Source organism: uncultured Brachybacterium sp., assembly GCF_947500705.1.
GTDB lineage: Bacteria > Actinomycetota > Actinomycetes > Actinomycetales > Dermabacteraceae > Brachybacterium.
On sequence record NZ_CANMSY010000007.1, the window covers coordinates 129,822 to 145,773 of the forward strand.

The 15,952-nt window shown below is 72.0% G+C and carries 14 protein-coding genes; 4 read left to right on the plus strand and 10 right to left on the minus strand.

Features of this window, described 5'->3' with window-relative positions:
* Positions 1-114 precede the first annotated feature (114 nt).
* The 3 genes from Q0937_RS13075 to Q0937_RS13085 form a co-directional block, all read right to left on the minus strand.
* Positions 115-648 carry a hypothetical protein gene (locus Q0937_RS13075; RefSeq protein WP_299304315.1) on the minus strand — a complete coding sequence of 178 codons (534 nt, stop codon included), beginning with the start codon at positions 646-648 and terminating at the stop codon, positions 115-117.
* 233 nt (positions 649-881) lie between these two features.
* Positions 882-1,700, minus strand: a complete 819-nt coding sequence (locus Q0937_RS13080; RefSeq protein ID WP_299304317.1) for an alpha/beta hydrolase — start codon at positions 1,698-1,700, stop codon at positions 882-884.
* Positions 1,701-1,745: 45 nt separating this feature from the next.
* A complete protein-coding gene (locus Q0937_RS13085) occupies positions 1,746-3,083 on the minus strand; it encodes an MFS transporter (RefSeq protein ID WP_363323236.1) in 1,338 nt (445 codons plus the stop codon).
* A gap of 290 nt (positions 3,084-3,373) precedes the next feature.
* Here Q0937_RS13085 and Q0937_RS13090 point away from each other — a divergent pair, with 290 nt between their 5' ends.
* The gene (locus Q0937_RS13090) at positions 3,374-5,308 is read left to right on the plus strand and encodes a solute carrier family 23 protein (protein ID WP_299304318.1); all 1,935 of its coding nucleotides are present in this window, start codon (positions 3,374-3,376) and stop codon (positions 5,306-5,308) included.
* Positions 5,309-5,437: 129 nt separating this feature from the next.
* Complete coding sequence (locus Q0937_RS13095; RefSeq protein WP_299304320.1) at positions 5,438-5,875, plus strand: OsmC family peroxiredoxin; 438 nt, start codon at positions 5,438-5,440, stop codon at positions 5,873-5,875.
* A 135-nt stretch (positions 5,876-6,010) separates the two neighbouring features.
* On the opposite strand, the gene Q0937_RS13100 is transcribed toward Q0937_RS13095, so the two are convergent.
* The gene (locus Q0937_RS13100) at positions 6,011-6,574 is read right to left on the minus strand and encodes a DUF421 domain-containing protein (protein WP_299304321.1); all 564 of its coding nucleotides are present in this window, start codon (positions 6,572-6,574) and stop codon (positions 6,011-6,013) included.
* Positions 6,575-6,633: 59 nt separating this feature from the next.
* Between Q0937_RS13100 and Q0937_RS13105 the strand changes: the two genes are divergently transcribed.
* Entirely contained in the window at positions 6,634-7,566 is a 933-nt protein-coding gene (locus Q0937_RS13105) for a hypothetical protein (protein ID WP_299304322.1), read from the plus strand.
* A gap of 231 nt (positions 7,567-7,797) precedes the next feature.
* Here the strand turns inward: Q0937_RS13105 and Q0937_RS13110 are convergent, their stop codons facing one another.
* Together Q0937_RS13110 and Q0937_RS13115 are read right to left on the minus strand one after the other, a co-directional pair.
* Positions 7,798-9,384, minus strand: a complete 1,587-nt coding sequence (locus Q0937_RS13110) for a cation acetate symporter (protein WP_299304324.1) — start codon at positions 9,382-9,384, stop codon at positions 7,798-7,800.
* Positions 9,384-9,755, minus strand: a complete 372-nt coding sequence (locus tag Q0937_RS13115; RefSeq protein WP_299304326.1) for a DUF485 domain-containing protein — start codon at positions 9,753-9,755, stop codon at positions 9,384-9,386. Before Q0937_RS13115 ends, Q0937_RS13110 begins: the two co-directional genes overlap by 1 nt.
* Positions 9,756-10,114: 359 nt before the next feature.
* Between Q0937_RS13115 and Q0937_RS13120 the strand changes: the two genes are divergently transcribed.
* Positions 10,115-11,347, plus strand: coding sequence for an XdhC family protein (locus Q0937_RS13120; protein WP_299304327.1), 1,233 nt, complete (start codon positions 10,115-10,117; stop codon positions 11,345-11,347).
* A 34-nt stretch (positions 11,348-11,381) separates the two neighbouring features.
* Here the strand turns inward: Q0937_RS13120 and Q0937_RS13125 are convergent, their stop codons facing one another.
* The 4 genes from Q0937_RS13125 to Q0937_RS13140 are packed head-to-tail and all read right to left on the minus strand — an operon-like array spanning position 11,382 to position 15,880.
* Positions 11,382-12,029: a nucleotidyltransferase family protein gene (locus Q0937_RS13125; RefSeq protein WP_299304329.1), complete on the minus strand. Its 648-nt coding sequence runs from the start codon at positions 12,027-12,029 to the stop codon at positions 11,382-11,384.
* A 44-nt stretch (positions 12,030-12,073) separates the two neighbouring features.
* Positions 12,074-14,146, minus strand: a complete 2,073-nt coding sequence (locus Q0937_RS13130) for a xanthine dehydrogenase family protein molybdopterin-binding subunit (protein ID WP_299304331.1) — start codon at positions 14,144-14,146, stop codon at positions 12,074-12,076.
* Positions 14,139-15,215, minus strand: coding sequence for a xanthine dehydrogenase family protein subunit M (locus tag Q0937_RS13135; protein WP_299304332.1), 1,077 nt, complete (start codon positions 15,213-15,215; stop codon positions 14,139-14,141). Before Q0937_RS13135 ends, Q0937_RS13130 begins: the two co-directional genes overlap by 8 nt.
* Positions 15,212-15,880 (minus strand): (2Fe-2S)-binding protein, encoded by a 669-nt coding sequence (locus tag Q0937_RS13140; RefSeq protein ID WP_299304334.1) that lies wholly within the window; start codon positions 15,878-15,880, stop codon positions 15,212-15,214. The genes Q0937_RS13135 and Q0937_RS13140 overlap by 4 nt, the downstream gene beginning before the upstream one ends.
* Positions 15,881-15,952: the final 72 nt, after the last annotated feature.

Here is a 15,952-nt window from a genome sequence, read left to right on the forward strand (position 1 = left end):
CACCTCGCGGGGCATCCTCGCGGTGGGTTGACCGGCTCGCAGCACGACGGCGCCCTGCACTCCGAGAGCACCCTGCGCTCGGACGACACCCTGCTCTCGGACGGCACCCTGCGCTCAGCGGTCGCGAGGCGCTCCCCGGGCCAGCACGCCACGGAGCCGGGCCAGGAGCCCGGGAGGCGGTGGAGCCATCCTGTCCCGCAGCTCGTCGAGGGCGGGGGCGTGATGGACGATGTGGTGGCGGCCGTCGTGCAGTGCCGGGTGCGGGGGCGGGCCGGTGACATCCGCGGGCGAGATCTCCATCGTGAGCACGACGAAGACGCGGCGCGTGCGGTCGGCGTCGATCACCACCTCGAGGGAATCCGGCGCAGACCCGAGCACTGCGGAGATCTCAGCACGCAGGCGAGCAAGCGCTGCATCGAGCGCGCTGGACGCTGCGGGATCTGCGCGCACCGCCTCGGCGAGCGGCACCACCACCAGGTTGCCCTCCACATCGACGATCCCATCGATCACCTCGTGGCTCCCGACGGCTGCTCCCTCGTCGCGCAGCGTGAGCTGCTGCAGCACCAGGCGCAGGGCTCCCGCCGAGGAGTGCACGATCAAGGCGTCACGGATCGCGGACACCGCGGAGGGGCTGCTGCTCCAGGTCACGCTCTCGCTGTGAGGGCTGCCGCTGGAAGTGCTGCTGTGGGAAGTGCCGCTGGAAGTGCTGCCGCTGTCATCGCTGTTGTCACTGCTGCTGACCCGCTGATCGCCTCGCGCCATGAGGGACAGAGTAGCCCCAGGCGCTGAACTCCCTGCGCGGTGCCCGCGGGTTCCCCGCGCGGCGCCCGCGCGCTGCCTGCGCGGCACCCGCATCCTCAGCGCGTGGTGCCCGCGAGTGCTCAGCGCGTGGTACCCGCATCCATCCCCAGTGCGCCACGCACCGCGGCGATCTGGAACCGGCGGGCACGCTGCGAGGCGGGCCCCTCGCCGCGGATCGCGACGGCGTGGGACGCCTCCGGGATCTCGAGATACTCGTGCTCGACGCCGGCCTCGGTGAGCGCGCGGTCCAGGTTCCGGCTGTCGCCGATCAGCTCATCGCGCGCGCCCGCGACCAGGTGCACCGGGGGCACACCGGACAGCTCTCCGTACAGCGGGCTGAGGCGCGGCGCGGTGCGCGGCACGGCACCCGCGTACAGGCGGGCCGCGGTGCTCAGCTCCTCGAGCCCGTGCTCCTCCCGGCTGAGGTCGGCCCAGGGGGATTCGAGCAGGAGCGCGGCCGGCGCATCGTGGGAGTTCTCCGCGAGCACCTGGGCGACCGCGAGGGCGAGGCCGGCGCCGGCACCGTCCCCCGAGAGCACCCAGCGGCCGGGACGCAGGATCGCTGCGGCGGCCATGTCGTCGATCGCGTGCAGGGCATCCTCGATCGCGGCCGGGAAGCGGTACCGCGGGGCGAGACGGTAGTGGATCATCGCGCCCGCAGCGCCGGAGCGGCGGGCGATCTCCTCGAGCCAGCTCCAGGTCTGCGGGCTCTCACCACGCAGATAGGCGCCGCCGTGCAGGTGGACGATGGTCGCTGCCCCCGCGAGCTCCTGGTCGAGCCAGGTGACGGGCACCTGCCCGTGCCGACGGCGTCTCACCCGCATGGGGGCGGCGACGGCGCGCGAGGGCATGGAGGGCCGCTGGGAGGCCAGGATGCGCAGGGTGCGGACGAGGCTCATGGGAGCATCCTGCCACGGAACCGTCCGCCGGCAGGGGTCTCCCGCTCAGGCCGCGATCTCGTCGTCGACCATCCGCGGCAGCGCCGCCCGGAAGCCCGAGACCGCCATCATCAGGCCCGTCGCGGCGAGGAACCACAGCACCACATCCGGAGAGCCGGTGGCCCCCAGCAGCGCACCGGCCACGATCGGTCCGAGCGCGGCCAGGATGTACCCATAGGGCTGGGCCATGCCGGAGAGCCGGGCAGTGACCAGCGGGTTCCGGGTGCGGGCGGGGATCAGTGCGATCGCGGTGGGGAAGACGAATCCGCCGATGCCCAGCACGCAGGCCCACAGCATCGGGCTCACGCCGGGCGCCAGCAGCAGACCGATGTACCCCGCAGTGGTGAGCAGGCCGAAGCCGCCCACGATCCAGCGCAGGCCGTTCACCTTCGCGATCACGCTCGGCATCACCAGCCCGCCCACCAGACCCCAGCCGGCGATCACGGCGACGAGCACCCCGGCGCGTGCGGGCGTCACCCCGGCGTCGGAGAGGATCTGCGGGAGCATCCCGAACTGGGTGTACGCATTCAGCGACTGCATCGCGAAGGTCACCATCAGCGCGATCGCGGTGGGCGAGCGCAGCAGCGAGCCTCCGAGCTCGCCCTGGGGCGGGGCCGGCGGGAAGTCATGACCGGTGCGGGTCAGGACGATCGCCCAGACCACCACGGGCACCACCACGATGACTCCCCAGAACCGCAGCGAGTCATGCCAGCCGTCGGCCGCGCCGCCCGCGAGCGGCACCGCGAGGGCCGCGCCGAGCGACCCGCCGATCGCGAGCATCACGCTGTACAGGGTCATCAGCGCCACCGTGCGCGCTCCGCCGTGGAGCTTGACCCAGGCCGGGATGAGCACATTGCCGAGCGCCGGGCCCAGCAGACCCAGCACCGACAGCGCCACGAACACCGAGAACACGTCGGAGACGGGCCGCAGCAGCAGCCCGATCGCGACCAGCACGAAGGAGGCGACGATCGCGCCGGTCAGCCCCACCCGGCGGGAGATCGGGACTGCCAGCAGGCCCAGCACGCCGAAGGCGAGGCACGGCAGGGCGGTCAGCAGGCCGGAGGCGAAGGCTCCCTGCCCGTAGGCACCCACGATGGTCTCCATCAGGGGGCCGACGCCGGTCGCGCCGGGGCGCAGGTTCAGCGCGATGGTCGCGATGGCCAGCACGGCGAGCACGGTGCCGACGGCCGTGGTGCGCGCCGGGACCCGCCCCGTCGATGCGGGGGCGGCCTGAGCGGGGCCAGACCGAAGGGCGTCGGCCTGAGCGGCGTCGGCCTCAGGAGCGCCGGCCTCAGGAGCGTCGGCCGGGCACGGGGCGCTGTCGCGGGGCAGGGAAGTCGTCACCACACCCTTCTACCCCGCCTGCGCAGGAGAAGCCACCTGGTGCCTTCCATCTCACGCCCCCGGTCTGACACCGCTGTCATCCGCTGCTGTGCTCCGCTGCGGTCATCCGCCGCTGTCGTCAGCCCTTTCCGCCGACCCTGCCCACGCGTTGTCCCATCTCACCCGTCTCACCCGCGGTCGCACTGCGCCCGCGGCGACGCAGGGGCCTACTCTGGTGCGCGGCCGTCCCGTCGGCCCCGCCTCCTCCCCCGCGTCGAGCGTCCCATCCTCGACGGACCCCAAGGATCCTGATGACCACCGCCGCCGCGCCGAGCGCCCCCGCAGCCCGCACCCATCCCGTCGACCAGGTGCCCCCCGCCGGGAAGCTCACCGTGCTGTCGATCCAGCACGTGCTGGCCTTCTACGCCGGTGCGGTGATCGTGCCGCTGCTGATCGCCTCGGGCCTGAACCTCACGGCCGAGCAGACGATCCACCTGATCAACGCCGACCTGTTCACCTGCGGCATCGCGACGCTGATCCAGTCCGTCGGCTTCTGGAAGGTGGGCGTGCGCCTGCCGATCATCCAGGGCGTGACGACCACCGCGGTGAGCCCGATCATCGCGATAGGCCTGGCCGCGACCGGCGGCGAGGGCGGCGCCGAGGGGCTGCCGATGATCTACGGCTCGATCATCGTCGCGGGCCTGTTCACCTTCCTGGTCGCCCCCTACTTCGCGAAGATCCTGCGGTTCTTCCCGCCGGTGGTGATCGGCACCGTGCTGACCACGATGGGCATCACCCTGCTGGGCGTCTCCGCCGGGGACATCACCAACTACGCCGAGGGCACCCCCGCCACCCGCGACATCCTCTACGCGCTGGGCACGCTCGCGATCATCGTGCTGGTGCAGCGGTTCTTCCGCGGCTTCCTGGGCACCATCGCGATCCTGCTGGGCCTGGTCGTCGGCACCGCGGTCGCCGTGCTGCTGGGCGACACCTCCTTCAGCGGCGTCACCGAGGCCTCCGCCTTCGGTGTGACCACCCCCTTCTACTTCGGCATCCCCACCTTCTCGGCGACCGCGATCATCTCGATGATCATCGTCATGCTGATCACGATGGTGGAGACCACCGGTGACGTCTTCGCCGCGGGCGAAATCGTGGGCAAGCGGATCCGCCCCAGGAACATCTCCGAGGCGATCCGCGCCGACGGCCTCTCGACCCTGCTGGGCGGGGTGCTGAACTCCTTCCCCTACACCTGCTTCGCGCAGAACATCGGGCTGGTGCGCCTGACCCGCGTGAAGTCCCGCTGGGTGGTCGCCGGGGCGGGCGTGCTGATGATCATCCTCGGTGTGCTGCCCAAGGCAGGGGCCGTGGTCGCCGCGATCCCCTCCCCCGTGCTCGGCGGCGCCTCGCTGGCCCTGTTCGCCTCGGTGGCGCTGGTGGGCATCCAGACCCTGTCCAAGGTGGACCTCACCGACAATCGCAACTCCGTCATCGTCGGCACCTCGCTGGGCCTGGCGATGCTGGTGAGCTTCAAGCCGGACATCGCGGGCGTGTTCCCCTCCTGGGCGCAGGTGTTCGTCTCCTCGGGCGTGACCGTCGGCGCGATCAGCGCGATCGTGCTGAACCTGCTGTTCTTCCACATCGGCGGCCAGCGCGGCTCGATGGTCACCACCACCGCCGACGGCGAGCGGATCGGCATCGACGACGTGAACGACATGGACCGCGCGACCTTCGTGGCGACCTTCGGCTCCCTGTTCAACGGCGCCACCTGGCCGCTCGAGCGCGCCTGGGAGTCTCGGCCCTTCGCCGACGCCCCCACCCTGCGCGCGGCGATCGAGGACGCGGTGCTCACCGCGGAGCGCTCCGAGCAGGACGCGCTGGTGCGCGCCTATCCGGACATGGCCACCCTGGTCACGGCCGACGAGGAGCAGGCCGGCGCGATCAGCCAGGACGTGGGCTCCTTCGCCCTGGACAACCTCTCCGAGGAGGACATCCTCGCAGTGCGCGACCTCTCGGCCCGCTACGCCGAGAAGTTCGACATGCCCTTCGTCGCGTACCTCGGCCGCACCGACTCCTTCGCGAAGATCATCGAGAACGGAGTGCGACGCCTGGATCACTCCCCCGCCCACGAGCGCCGGGTCGCGCTGACCGAGGTCGCCGAGATCGCCGGGGACCGCTTCGTGATCATGGTCGCCGACGCGAACCCCATCGGCTCCGCCTGGATCCGCAAGTTCGAGTCCCTGGAGTAGGCGGCGCGGCCGCGCGTGCGGGGGCCTCCAGGACGAACGGTCCTTCCCGTTCGGCGCGGCCCGGGGCTACGGTGGGAGGCGAGCGCCCTTCGCGGCAACGCGGGGCGACCGTCGACCGAAGGAGTCACCATGCCCCGTCCCGTCACCTCCACCGCGTCCACCGCCTGGAAGGGCGATCTGCTCTCCGGCTCCGGCACCACCACACTGGAGACCTCCCAGCTCGGCACCATGGACCTCAGCTGGAAGGCCCGCGCCGAGGAGTCCGCGCAGGGCACCACCTCCCCCGAGGAGCTGCTGGGCGCCGCGCACGCCGCCTGCTACTCGATGCAGTTCTCGAACATGCTCGCCGAGAACGGCACCCCGCCCACTGCTGTGGACACAAAGGCCGACGTCACCTTCAACATCGCCGAGGGCGGAATCACCGGCATCGCGCTGACCGTCACCGCGCAGATCGACGGGATCGAGGACGCCGACTTCCAGCGCATCGCCGACGAGGCCAAGAGCAGCTGCCCGGTCTCGAAGGCACTCGCCGCCGTGGACATCACCCTGGAGGCGAAGCTCGCCTGAGCCTCGCCACCACCCGACGCTCCGACGTCGGGCCCCGGCTCCGGCCCCGCACCGTCGCCGGTGCGGGGCCGGATGCATGCGGACGCGCAGCGAGGCAGGCGCGGGTGCGACTGGCGTGGACGGGGGCTGGGCCGCTCAGTGCATCAGTGAGCGAGGGATGATCTCCGCACCGCGCACATTGCGCACTAACCGCTCGTCGATCGTCTCGCCGCGGCGCACGATGGTCAGCCCTCCGCGCGGCTCGAGGATCACCAGGTCGGTGTCGATCACGTGGCGCACGCCGCCGCGCCGCAGCAGCGTCAGCAGCTGCGTCTCGCGCAGCCCCAGATGACGAAGATGCCAGAGGAGCACATGGCCATGGACCATCACCACCGTCGGCCGCGGGCCGCGCCGGGTGAAGATGCGGTCGACACCGAGCCGGAGCCTGCCCAGGAGGAACTCGAGCACCAGCAGGGTGATCACCGCGATCAGCCCGCCCACCAGCGTCGGTGTGTTGCCGAGGATCGCGCGGGCGACGAGGGAGCCCAGCAGCGCCATCACCGCGAAGCTCAGCATCGACGGGTTCGCGCTGAGCCGCGGCCCGGCGACCTGGAGGATCAGGGTGAAGATCAGGTAGAGCACGATGCTCGCGATGAGCACGCCCAGCGCTCCCGCGGGCGACGCCCCGATCTGGGACCAGAGCTCCTCGAAGAAGGTCATGGGCCCATTCTCCCGCATCTCCCAGCCGCCCCGTCGCGATGACGGACTACGGTCGGGGCATGCAGCCGAACCCCCGCCACTGGGCCACCGTCCGCGAGACCGTCACCGTCCCCGGCGGGGACGAGTGGGCGCTCACGATCCATGGCGCCTCCGACACCTCGCCCGAGGACGCACAGCGCGATGCGCGTGAGCGCCTGCAGCGCGTGGCCGCGGCCGGAGGCACCGAGCGACGGACCGACGACGGACTGGAGTACTACCCGCTGCGACGCCTTCCCGAGGAGCTGCTCGAGGAGCTCCATGGGCCCGACGACACCCTGATCGCGGCGATCACCCGCAACCGCTACGGCTCGGCGGTGCTGAACACCGATGCGGTGCTGATCAGCGACATCGACCTGGTCGAGCCGTCCTCGACGGACCGTGTGACGGCGGGCGGCAGAGGAATGCTCTCGCGACTGTTCGGGGGCCGCCGCGCCGAGGAGCTCACCGAGCAGCAGCAGGATCCGGACGCCTTCGGCCTGCGCTCACCGGGTCGTCGGGGTGAGCATCACGAGCGCACCCTGGCCCTGATCGAGGACTTCCGCACCCTCCATCCCGAGCTGGGGGTGCGCACCTACCGCACCCGCAACGGCTTCCGTCTGCTGATCACCGGCAGCGGCGCGGCACCGTCGAGCGAGCGTGCGAAGAAGCTGATGGGGCAGGTGCGCAGCGATGAGCTGTACATGATCCTGTGCCGGGTCCACGACACCTATCGGGCGCGCCTGACCCCGAAGCCCTGGCGCGTGGAGGTGGACCGCTTCGAGGAGCTCGGCACCCGCACCGCGACCGATGACATCCACCGTGCGTGGGTGGAGCGCTACCGGACCGCTTCTGCGGAGGTGGCCGTGTGCCGGCTCCTGTCGAGCACCGGACCCGCACCTGACCCCGTCGAGCAGCAGATCATCGACCTGCACGACCGGGCGGTGCGTCCGGAGTCGGGGCTGCGCCTGGCCTGAGCTCCTCCGGCCGATACCGGGTGGCGAGGTCCCTGCCTCGTGGCCTCGTGGGAACAGCCTCCTGCGCAGCTCGTCCGGCTCTTCGACCGCGACGCCGGCCACGGCAGGGTTACCGGTGAACGGCCCGTCGGCCGGGGATGCAGAGTTCTGCGCCCGTGAGGACCGATGCCGGATTCCGGATCGGTCCCCGCGAGCGCAGAACTTGGTCACTCGACGTCTGGCCGCGTGACCTCAGTGGTCGATGGCCGCCTTCTCGGAGCCGGCCCCGGTCATGGAGCGGACCTCCATCTCGGCCTGCTTGAGCTCGTTGCGCTCCGAGGAGGTCACCGAGCCGAGCCAGCCGAGGAAGAAGCCCAGCGGCACCGAGATGATCGCGGGGTTCGTCAGCGGGAACCAGGCGAAGTCGACGCCCGGGATCATCGCATTGTCCGCGCCGGAGACCACGGGCGAGAAAGCGATCAGCACGATCGCGCTGATCAGACCGCCGTAGATGCTCCACACCGAACCGCGGGTGTTGAACCGCTTCCAGTACAGGGAGTAGAGGATCGAGGGCAGGTTGGCGCTGGCCGCGATCGCGAAGGCGAGCGAGACCAGGAAGGCGACGTTCTGCTCGGCGGCGAGGATGCCGCCGACGATCGAGACCGCGCCGATCACCAGCGCGGTGCGGCGGGCCACCGCGATCTCCTTCTTCGGATCGGCCTGGCCGCGCTTGATCACCCCGTTGTAGATGTCATGCGCGAAGGAGGCTGAGGCGGTGATCGTCAGGCCCGCCACCACCGCGAGGATGGTCGCGAAGGCCACCGCGGAGATGATGGCCATCAGCACCGTGCCGCCCACGGCATAGGCGAGCGCGGGGGCTGCGGAGTTCGATCCGCCCGGGAGGTCACCGATCACGTCCACACCCACCATGTAGGCGGCGCCGAAGCCGAGCACCAGGGTGCACAGGTAGAAGAAGCCGATCAGGGCGATCGCCCAGACCACCGAGCGGCGGGCCTCCTTCGCGGTGGGCACCGTGTAGAAGCGCATCAGCACGTGAGGCAGCCCGGCCGCGCCGAACACCAGCGCGATCGCGAGGGAGACGAAGCCCAGCTTCGAGGCGCCGGAGGTGCCGTACTGGAGCATCGGCTCGAGGATCGCGGTGCCGTCGGGATGGGCGTCGACCGCGTTGCCGAGCACAGCGGAGAGGTTGAAGCCGTTCAGGGCGAGGATCCACACGGTGGTGACGCCGACGGCGGTGATCAGCAGCACCGCCTTGATGATCTGCACCCAGGTGGTGCCCTTCATGCCGCCGATGAGGACATAGAGGATCATGACCACACCGACGACGGCGATCACGATCGACTGCCCGACCCGGCCCTCGATGCCGATCAGCAGGGAGACCAGCGCGCCGGCGCCGGCCATCTGGGCGAGCAGGTAGAAGAAGGTGACGGCGAGGGTCGAGGTCGCAGCGGCGGTGCGCACGGGACGCTGCCGCATGCGGAAGCTGAGGACGTCCGCCATCGTGTACTTGCCGGTGTTGCGCAGCGGCTCGGCGACCAGCAGCAGCGCCACCAGCCAGGCCACCAGGAAGCCGACGGAGTACAGCAGGCCGTCATAGCCGTACAGCGCCACGGCCCCGACGATGCCGAGGAACGAGGCGGCCGAGAGATAGTCGCCGGCGATCGCGATGCCGTTCTGGCGCCCGGAGAAGGCACGGCCGCCGTGGTAGAAGTCGCTGGCGCTGGTGGTGGTCCGCGAGACCCTGATGACGACCACCAGGGTGACGACCACGAAGGCCAGGAAGATCGCGATGTTGAGGACGGGATTGCCGAATTCCATCAGAGATCACCCTCCAGCTCGATGCGGATCTTCGAGGAGATCGGGTCCAGCGACTTGTTCGCGTGGCGGATGTACAGCCAGGTGATCAGGAAGGTCATCAGGAACTGGCTGAAGCCGAGGATGATCCCGAGGTTCAGGTTCCCCAGCACGTGGATCGACATGAAGCCCTCGGCGTAGGTCGACAGCAGCACGTAGGCCAGGTACCAGACCAGGAACGCGATGGTCATCGGGATCGCGAAGCCGCGGAAGTTGCGGCGCAGCTGGCCGAACTCCTCGGACTGCTGGACGGCGAGGAACTGCTCGGGGGTGGGGGACGACGGGCCGCCGGGATCCGGCGCGGCCCCGGGGGCCGCGGGGGACGGGGTGCTCACAGTGCACAACTCCTTCGTTCTGCGGGGACACCCAGTGGGGAGCGGGGTGTCTCTCGTGCGTTGTGACAGTAGCAGTTGTGATGGCGACCACAACAAACGTTCGTCCGGAAAGCGCCGGGGCCGGCCTCACCCACGCACGACGTCAGAGCGATGTTTCGAGAGTCCGTCGCTGATGGTGCCGCACGAGGGCGCGGAAGTTTCGATGCCGGGGATCCGGCCGACGGGACACGCTGGGCCCGGCATGTCGCACCGGCGCCGGGCTCTCGGTCACCCGGTCAGCCGGTCAGCCGGTCAGCCGGTCAGCCGGTCAGCCGGTCGGGATCATCGATCCGGCGCGAGGTCACGCATAGGGTGGGGCTGTGCTCGATGTCCTGGCGATCGCCCAGCAGCGGCTGACCTGTGCGTCCGCCCCCGTGGCCTGTGCCGTCGCGACCATCGTCGCGACGCAGGGCTCGGTGCCCCGACCCGTCGGCACCTCGATGCTGGTCGGCGCCGACGGTTCGCTGCACGGCTCGCTCTCCGGCGGATGCGTCGAGGGCGCGGTCCTCGAGGCCTGCCAGGAGGCGATGGAGACCGGGGACGCCGCGGTGCATCGCTTCGGGTTCAGCGAGGAGGATGCTTTCGCCGTCGGGCTGATGTGCGGCGGCTCCCTGGACGTGCTGGTGCAGCCCTTCACACCCCCGTCGGCCGAGGATCCCGAGCCGGCGCGGGAACTCCTGGGGCCCACCGCCGACGGGCGCCCGCCCGCCGCGTATGTCGCGCAGGTGCCACGAGACGCCGCCCCGCCGCTGGCCGCCCTCGTGCCCGGCGCCGGGCCGGACGAGGTGCGGCGGTCGCTCGCCCCGCTGCTTCCCGGTGCGCAGCTGGCGGACGCCGTCTCCCAGGTCGCAGGGATGATCCGCGAGGGCCGCACCGGCACGATCCGGCTTGCCCCGCAGAACAGGAGCGCACCACGGAGCGAAGGCGTGCCGCCGAGCGAGGACACACCGGCCGGCGAGGGCGCGCGACCGAGCGAAGATGCGCCGCCGAGCGAGCTCTTCGTGGAATCCCGCACCCGGCCGGCGCATCTGGTGGTGCTCGGGGCCAACGCCTTCGGGCAGGCGCTGGTCGAGGCCGCTCGCCCGCTGAGGCTGCGGATCACCCTGTGCGATCCCCGGCCGGCGTTCACCGATCCGGCGTCGTTCCCCGGCGCGGAGGTGGTGCGCGCCTGGCCCCACCGGTTCCTGGCCGACGCCGCCCAGCGCGGCGACCTCGATCCCCGCAGCATGATCTGCGTGCTCACCCATGATCCGAAGGTCGACGTGCCGGCCCTCTCGGCCGCGCTGGAGCTCGACGTCGCCTATGTGGGGGCGATGGGATCCCGGCGCAGCGATCGTGATCGGCGGGCCGCCCTGCGGGAGGCCGGGGTCGGGGAGGAGGCGCTGGCCAGGCTGCGCTCTCCGATCGGACTCGACCTCGGCGCGGACACCCCCGCGGAGGTCGCCGTCTCGATCCTCGCGGAGATTCTCGCCGTGCGAGCGGCCCGCGGGACGGTGGAGCCGCTGCGCGATGGGAGCGGGCCGCTGCACGTGGGCCGCGGCCCCCGCGGCTGAGGGGTCCGCCCCGGGCGCCCAGGCGCCAGAGAGTTCAGCCCGGGTCGCCCAGGTGCCAGAGCTGCTCGGGGAGGTCGAGGTCCGCGCCGTCCTCGAGATCGGTGCAGTCCACCAGCTGCACCCGCTCGCGCTGGGCTCGCAGCAGCTCTCGGGCCCCCACGTCGTCATGCGCGGCGTCCGCCGCCGCAGCGGTCCAGCAGGCGTCGAAGAGCACCGGATGGCCCCGGCGGAGCCGCCCGGAGGCGTCACGGTGCGCGGCGGCGGTGATCTCCCCGCAGCGGTGGGCGGCGAGCACCCGGGCCACCTCCTCAGCGCTCACCCCGGGCCGGTCCACCGGGGTGACCAGCACGTCGCGGCCGGGGCCGATCGCGGCCAGGCCGCTCTGCAGCGAGGTCCCCATCCCCTGGCGCCAGTGCGGGTTCTCCCGTGCCCGTGCGCCGGGGACAGCCGCCACCTCGTCACGCACCCGTGCCGCCTCCGCTCCGGTGACCACCACGACCTCGGTGCAACCACCGTCGAGCAGCGCCCGGGCGAGGTGCTCGACCAGGGTGACGCCGCGCGTGACCAGCAGCGCCTTGGGGCCGCGACCGAGGCGGGTGCCGGCACCGGCGGCGAGGATCAGCCCGACGGGGGGCTCAGCCTCGCCCCGGGGCCGCGGGCCGTCGGCCCCGGGAGCGCTCACCGGGGCAGGGCCGGAAGCGCTCACCGGGGCAGGGCCGGGCGCGCTCACCGGGACAGGAAGGCGCTGCCGAACACCGGCAGGTCACGCACCCGCACCCCGGTGGCGTGGTGAGCGGCGTTGGCGATCGCCGCCGCAGCGCCGACGATGCCGATCTCGCCGATGCCTCGCGCGCCGAGCGGTCCGGCCTGCATATCCTCCTCGTCCAGCCAGTGCACCTCGAGGGAGCGGATGTCGGCGTTGACCGGCACGTGGTATTCGGCCAGGTCATGGTTGACGACGTGGCCGAAGCGGGGATCGAGCTCGCCCTTCTCGTGCAACGCCATCCCCACCCCCATGGTCATCCCGCCGAGGAACTGCGAGCGGGCGGTGCGGGGGTTGATGATCCGGCCGGCGGAGAACACCCCGAGCATGCGGTCCAGGCGGATCTTTCCGGTGCTCTCCTGGATGGCGACCTGCGCGAAGTGGGCACCATAGGAGTGCATCGCGAACCTCTGCTCGGCCGGGTTCTCCCCCGCCTCCCCGGTCGCCTCGGCGCCCTCGGCCGGCGCCTGGCCGTGTTCCCGGCGGAAGGTCTCCGCGGCAGCGATGACCGCCGCGCTCCAACTGGCCATGCCCGTGGACCCGCCTGCGACGGTCGCGTTCGGCAGCGCGGTGTCCCCGATCTGCAGGGCGATCTGCTCAGGGTCCACCTCGAGGGCGTCGGCCGCGACCTGGGTCAGCGCGGTCCAGGTGCCGGTGCCGAGATCCGCGGCGCCGATGCCCACCTCGTAAGTGCCCGCCGCGTGACGGATCCGGGCGACCGAGCCGGGCTGGCGGGCGGCGGGATAGGTCGCGGAGGCGACACCGCTGCCGATCAGCCACCCGCCCTCCCGGCGGGCACGGGGCCGCGGGTCTCGCTCGTCCCAGCCGAAGCGCTCTGCTCCCTCGCGCAGGCAGTCGATCAGGCGCCGCTGATTGAAGGGCAGGCCGGTGTCCGGGTCGAGCTCGGGCTCGTTGCGCACCCGCAGCTCGATGGGGTCCAGGCCGCAGGCCTCGGCCAGCTCGTCCATCGCGATCTCCAGGCCCACCATGCCGGACGCTTCCCCAGGGGCGCGCATCCAGGAGGGGACGGCGAGGTCCAGCGGGAGCACCCGCTGGGTGAGGTGGCGGTGCGCGCCGGCATACATCTGGCGGGAGGGCTTGATCGCCTCCTCCGGGAACTCCTTGGTGCGGGAGGAGCTGGAGACGACATCGAGGGCGAAGGCGCTGATGGTGCCGTCGGCCCGGGCTCCGATCCGGAAGTGCTGTGTGGTGGCCGGGCGGTATCCCGTGATCGCGAACATGTGCTGGCGGGAGACCGCGTACTTCACCGCGCGGCCGGGCACGGTGCGGGCGGCGAGCGCCGTGAGCATCATGTCCGCGTGGGGCACGCCCTTGGAGCCGAAGCCGCCGCCGACATGGGGGCTGATGATCCGCAGCTGCTCGGGGTCGATGCCGAGCATCGGGGCGAGGGTCTGCCGGGCCGGGTGGACGCCCTGCGTAGAGGTCCACAGGGTGAGGTCCTCGCCGTCCCAGCGCGCGATGGTGGTGTGGGGCTCCATCGGGTTGTTGTGCTCCAGCGGTGTCGAATAGCGCTGGTCCACGACGATCTCGGCGGCGGCGAGCGCTGTCTCGACGTCCCCGGTCTCGACGTCGTCGGCGCCGTCCTCCGGCTCCCGCACGTCCGGGTGATCGGGACGGAAGCGGGCATCGTGCGGCGCGGCCTCGGTGGTGATCGCGACGAGGTCGGCGGCGTGGCGGGCCGTCTCCGGGGTCTCGGCCAGGACGGCGCCGAGGTACTGGCCGTGGAACCCGATCCGGTCGTCCTGGAGGATCGCGAGCTCCCCGTCCTCGGTCTCGGCCAGGCGGGGCGCATCCAGGTGGGTGAGCACCTGTGCCACCCCGTCGAGGGCGAGCGCGGCGGCCGCATCGATCGCGGTGACGCGGCCGCGGGCGATCCGCGAGCACAAGGGGTAGAGGTGCAGCGGGTCCTCGACAGGATGCTCGTAGGCATAGGGGGCGCGGCCGCGTACCTTGTCGGGCCCGTCGATCCGCACCCGGCCGGTACCGATCGCGGAGGTGCGCAGCAGGTCACTCATCGCGGGCCTCCTCGGGCTCCCCGGCGTCCTCGGCCAGGCCCGCGAGCTCGGCGAGCACGCTCACCATCACGCCCTGGGCCATGGGGATCTTGAACTCGTTGCCCTCGACGGGCCGGGCGTGCTCGAGCTCGGCGGCCGCGGCCCTGCGGAACGTCTCGCGGGTGGCGGGCGCCCCGGCCAGGAGCTCCTCGGCGCGGTGAGCGCGCCAGGGGGCGTGGGCGACGCCGCCGAGGGCGAGGCGTGCCGAGCGGATCCGCGGCTGCGGGCCGCCCTGCAGCGGGTCGTACTGCTGCGGGTCCTCCTGCGGCTCGCCCGGCTCGAGGTCGAGCACCGCGGCGACCGAGACCAGCGCGAAGGCGAAGGAGGCGCGGTCGCGGATCTTGCGGTACGTGGAGCGCGCCGAGCGCAGCGGCGGCGGCAGCTCGACGGCGGTGATCAGGTCGCCATGCTCGAGCACGGTGTCGCGCTCGGGCTCGGCGCCGGGGAGCCGATGCAGGGTGGTGAGGGGGATCCGCCGCTCCCCCTCGGCGCCGAGCACCACCACGGTGGCCTCCAGCGCGGCTAGCGCCACCGCCATGTCGGAGGGGTGGGTGGCGAGGCAGTGCTCGGAGGCGCCGAGGATCGCGTGGTAGCGGGCGTAGCCGCCGATCGCGGAGCAACCGGAGCCTGGTTCGCGCTTGTTGCAGGGGGTGGAGGTGTCCTGGAAGTAGACGCAGCGGGTGCGCTGGAGGAGGTTCCCCCCGGTGGTGGCAGCGTTGCGCAGCTGACCGGAGGCGCCTGAGAGCAGGGCGCGGGAGAGCATCGGGTAGTCGCGGCGCACGCGGGGGTCGGCGGCGAGGTCGCTGTTGCGGACCATGGCGCCCAGGCGCAGACCGCCGCCCTCGAGCTCCTCGATGTCCGCGAGGTCCAGGCGGCCGATGTCGACCAGCAGCTCGGGCGCGGTGATCCCGAGCTTGAGATGGTCCACCAGGTTCGTGCCCCCAGCCAGATAGGTCGCGCGGGGCCGCTCAGCGACCGCGGCGACGGCGGCGGCGGGGTCGCTCGCCCGCTCGTAGTCGAAGGGCCTCATCGTCCGTCCTCTCCTGTCGCCGGCTGCCGCGCTGCCGGCTGCTGCGCCGCCTGCTGCACCGCGGCGACCTGCTGCACCGCGGCGACGATGTTGACGTAGGCACCGCAGCGGCACAGGTTCCCGCTCATCCGCTCGCGGATCTCCTCCGCGGTCAGCGCGACCGGGCGGCCCGGCTCTGCATCTCGCGACCTCGCACCCTCACGCCTTGCGTTCTCCGGCCGGTCGCCCGCGGGGCCTGCATCCTCCCCGCTCGCGCCCTCGGGGTCGACGCCGACGGGGTCCTCGGTGACCACGCTGGGGCGCCCGTCGGCCGCCTCCTGGAGCACTCCGGCCGCGGAGCAGATCTGGCCGGGGGTGCAGTAGCCACACTGGAAGGCGTCCTGGTCGAGGAAGGCCTGATGGAGCTCGGAGAGCTCGCCGTCCGGGGCGAGCCCGTCCGAGGTGAGGACCTCCGCACCGTCGACGGAGACGGCCAGGAGCAGGCACGAGTTGAGCCGCCTGCCGTTCACCAGCACGGTGCAGGCGCCGCACTGGCCGTGGTCGCAGCCCTTCTTCGGGGACATGTTCCCCAGGTGGTCGCGCAGGGCATCGAGCAGGGTGGTGCGGGGATCCACGATCAGATCATGCTGCTGACCGTCGATGACGAGGTGCACTGGATAGCCCATCGGGCGCCTCCGGATCGGGTCGGGGTTCGAACCTACTGGCCGCGGAGGAGCCCGGCAACCGGTCGCGCACGC